Source organism: Vibrio sp. OPT46, assembly GCF_015163535.1.
GTDB classification, from domain to species: domain Bacteria; phylum Pseudomonadota; class Gammaproteobacteria; order Enterobacterales; family Vibrionaceae; genus Vibrio; species Vibrio alginolyticus.
Map to the genome: position 1 here is coordinate 68,886 of NZ_JADDYG010000127.1, position 3,899 is coordinate 72,784.

Below are 3,899 nucleotides of genomic sequence, written 5' to 3' on the forward strand. Positions count from 1 at the left end.
GCCTGCATCACCACATTCCTCATACATTTTTACTCACTGTAGTCGTTGTTGGATTTCTCTGTCCATAGACACCCAGTATAGTTGAAAGGATGTCTATGAATCACACAATTTAGCGTAGCTGTCGGAAACCCGTTCATAGAAGAGCAGATAGATAACGATTATTTATCAAAAAAATCCGGTCGACCTTTACCTTTCTTTTTACGACTGTTATTTTGCTGATAGTAGTCTTCCCACCCAATACTCCTTGGTGGCGACCGTAACATCTCTTTGGTGACTTTGACGCCTTCTATGAATGGATTCTTCCAAAAGGTTGGCTTGTTCCCGGAAGTTAGCTGAGACGCGAAAAGAAAATCATCCTTAGTTATTGACTCATGATGGTTATCGATAGCTTCAATCGATGCTTGATAAATAAGGTCCCTAAGAGAGCGCATATTGCCTTGTGAAAACGCATATAGTTTTTCCTGTAGTCCCTCTTTAGCCAAACCAGTTTGTTTTTCAAATGGTAATGCTTCATCAAGGTGTTGTAAAAATGTCTTGAATGTTCCTTCACCTTCTTGATAATTGAAGGGGCGCAAATTGAATTGAATTGAGAACCGGCTATGAAGCTGGGAGTTTGCTTGCAATACAAGTTTAGAGTATGGCATTCCAAAAAGTACGATGGGGCACTTCGACTTGTTTAGTATTCCTTTCAGCCAATTTCCAACTTGCGTAAGAATTTTATTTGAAGATTCATCAACTAAATGCTGAAACTCATCGATAATAATCAGCTTAACACCTAGTAACGGAATAAGTTCGACGATTCGTTTTGTTAACCTAGCTAGATCAGTATCGTAAAGGGCAAGTGGGTCCTCCATTTGCAACAATAGCTCTCTCGCAGCATCGACGGGTTTTGCATTATCCGGCATTTCAATATGAATGACTGGAATGGTATCTCCCTCCGTATCAGAATCCCCCTCATTTTGTTTCAAATATTTTTTAATTATCGCTGTTTTACCTACCCCGTGAGATCCATATACCATCATACAGGTAGGCTCTGAATCCATATCTGAAAGGTCCCGACACCTATCCATATACCTTAGAACTTTAGCTACACTTGGTGTTATAACAAATGCTTTTTTTGCTTTTGCAACTCGAATATCCCTACTATCATCCATACCCTCCCCTCTTATAAGTAATCTATACCCCAGGCATTTTCGTCATCAACTTCCTCTTCTTGTGGATCTTCCTGCTCCGTTTTTATAATCGCATTTTGATTCTGAGCTTTTGCCCTTTCAGCATTTTCTTGATACCTAGCACCGCGACGTCTATTTCTGAGTTTCTTGGTTTTAACAATAGACTCTTCTGCTATGTCTTCTATTCGTATTTCAGCATCGACCTCAAAATCTTCATCATATTCGGACAAATTTAAACTTCTTTGATATTTAATATTGTATTTGTGCTGCCATAAAGAAACACCACTTGCATAGTCATAATCGATAGCAGGAACTGTAAAATACTCATCTACATCTTCATCTAACACCCAAATAACGCCCATACACTCAGGGTTGTATTTAAATGTCACCATATGGTTTCCATGTGTTCCTCGATACTCAGCTAAACGGTCACTACTGTACGTCAAGTCAACATAGACTGTTATTCCGGACTTACTAAGCTTCTTTTCATCTAAAACTGCGAACTTGAAATCTAGCTCCGCTGTCGTACCGGTAAACTCTTCAGGCTCCCATTCCTCACACCCTCTCTTCCATGCCACATTTGGGCAATTGGTACCTCTTTGGTTTGGATGTTTATGGTATATGTCTACTAACCAAATGAGATATATCTCTTTGATTTCATCAAGGGTCAATGTCGCTTCATCAATTGAATCATACCCTTCTCTGTGCAAGTACTGACTAAACGCTTTCCCAGGTAAGTCATCTAATAAGGTCGTATTAACTGTCCCATACTTACGTTCGACATCTGGTTTGTTATCCGGGGTATCCACTTTATTTTGATGGACGGTTATTAGTAGAGTCTCGCACGCAGCATCAAACGCTTTTGACAAAAATTCTTTGCCGTTATCCGTCACCAATAAGTCAGGAATCCCGTAGCACAACCATTCGTTCTTGACTGTGGGGTATGATGACAGTAATGAGTCTTTCCGCTGTATTGCATTTTTTAAAGCCAATGCAACTGAAACATAACTCGGTGGCTCAAATCCTAGGTAAAAACCAACTACAGCTTTACTATAACAATCTACCAACTGTGTAAGGTAGGGCCTCCCAAGTGGGAGGCGATATTCTTTATGTACGGCGAACAAATCCACAACTGTATGATCTACCTCAACCCTTTCAAGAGCATAAGAGGTAAGAATTTTTTTGCCCATCCTGCGAAATTCTCTTTTGGCTACACGCTCTCCTTTTTTTGCAACCAACACTTCGAACGGAGTCTTTTTTTTGACTCTTTTCCGCACAGACTCATACCTCGGATACTTATATTTCGTTCCGTGTTTGAGATTATACTGTCGAACTTTCCTACGAACACGGCGATGAGCTGAGCTAACATTGATTTTTCTACCAGAAATAACCGCTTCTACAGCTTGAGCCATCAACGCATCTACAATTTCTGACACTTTGGGGGCTCTATTACCTCTACCTTTGAATTTTGGCGCTAGAGATGTAGGATTGTAGCCAGATTGACTAAAATTCAACCACCACCGATAAATTGTAATAGCACTAGGAATATTTTTGTCATTGCATCGTTGTAATGCGACTCGATGTGGCTCAATGGTCTTAGGAACAATCTTGTCATTGACTCTACCTAGATATCGAAGAATCTTAAGCCGAAAGGAAATTTCAATCGCAACCTTATCTGGAAATGCTGTCAAATCAGTATATGTGGCATCTTCGTCTAAAGTATCATTTAAAGCCCTATCAATATAAAGAGTCTCTTCTTGATGACTTACGTCATCTCGTTTTGCCTTCCGATTAAAATTACTAAATGATTTCTTAGCCATAAGAGACTAGTTCAAATTCAGATTGAAAGGATATTGGAGTGTCCAAATCAGTTTCCAATAAATTTCGTGACAACAAATTGCAAAGGACTGGCATAATTGCTCGCCTTGATAATCCAGTCTTGTCGCTCAAATATTGTGCCGACTGTGAACCATTTTTCCTAAGAATATTTAATACCAAATTGTGTTTATCAGATAAGCAATCTCTTGAGGCATACCTATGCATCAACTTGAGATTCTTCAACAAGTTCTTGACTCTTATCTGCTTCTCTTCAACCAGCTCCAGTTCCAGCCCCCTTGTCTGGGCGGCTTGTTGCTTTGCATTCCACTCATCAAGGAAATCGGATGAAGATGCTATATTATCGGGCTTTACTTCGTACAAAACATATTCACCCGTATCAAATTGAACAAGGAAGTCAGGTACATACGTTCGCCACTTACCATTGTAATAATATGAATATCTAATTGGCTGAGCACAAAATCGGATAATATCTTTTTCAAAATCGAAGCAATAACAAGCATCACACTCTAAAGCAGACTCAACGGTAACTCTTTTACCCATTTTGGCACTAGCAAAGCGGTGTATGTTCTTACCTCTAGACTTAGTCAACTTACGAGCAGGATTATGAAAGGCTTGCTCTAATGCTAATACCACATTTTCAGAGAAACTATCTTGACAGAGCATAGAAATCACCTTCTTATGAAATTGTCGTAAACTTACATAAGTTTAGGCCATAAAAGGGGAATATCAATTTATGGTTGTACAAAATATCAATTTATGGTTGTAATTATCATTTTATGGTTGTATCAACAACCCATCAAGGAAAGACAGATGAGCAGTGGTCAAAGAGACATTACCCTTCGCTTTTTAGCAGAACCCAGCGACGTAAATTTTGGCGGAAAAGTGCAC

General features: G+C 39.3%; 3 protein-coding genes and 1 pseudogene. 1 reads left to right on the forward strand and 3 read right to left on the reverse strand.

What is annotated here, in order from left to right; translation table 11 throughout:
• Nucleotides 1-158: 158 nt before the first annotated feature.
• From IQR33_RS05730 to IQR33_RS05740, 3 genes are read right to left on the reverse strand one after another with little or no spacing between them, the layout of a single operon-like run.
• Nucleotides 159-1,154 (reverse strand): TniB family NTP-binding protein, encoded by a 996-nt coding sequence (locus IQR33_RS05730; protein WP_020841386.1) that lies wholly within the window; start codon nucleotides 1,152-1,154, stop codon nucleotides 159-161.
• Between the two features lie 11 nt (nucleotides 1,155-1,165).
• Nucleotides 1,166-2,992: an integrase catalytic domain-containing protein gene (locus IQR33_RS05735; protein WP_064490426.1), complete on the reverse strand. Its 1,827-nt coding sequence runs from the start codon at nucleotides 2,990-2,992 to the stop codon at nucleotides 1,166-1,168.
• Complete coding sequence (locus IQR33_RS05740; protein ID WP_005499663.1) at nucleotides 2,985-3,674, reverse strand: TnsA endonuclease N-terminal domain-containing protein; 690 nt, start codon at nucleotides 3,672-3,674, stop codon at nucleotides 2,985-2,987. The genes IQR33_RS05735 and IQR33_RS05740 overlap by 8 nt, the downstream gene beginning before the upstream one ends.
• A 147-nt stretch (nucleotides 3,675-3,821) precedes the next feature.
• On the opposite strand from IQR33_RS05740, the pseudogene IQR33_RS05745 reads away from it, so the two are divergent.
• Nucleotides 3,822-3,899: pseudogene (locus IQR33_RS05745) on the forward strand (acyl-CoA thioesterase); the annotation flags it as partial.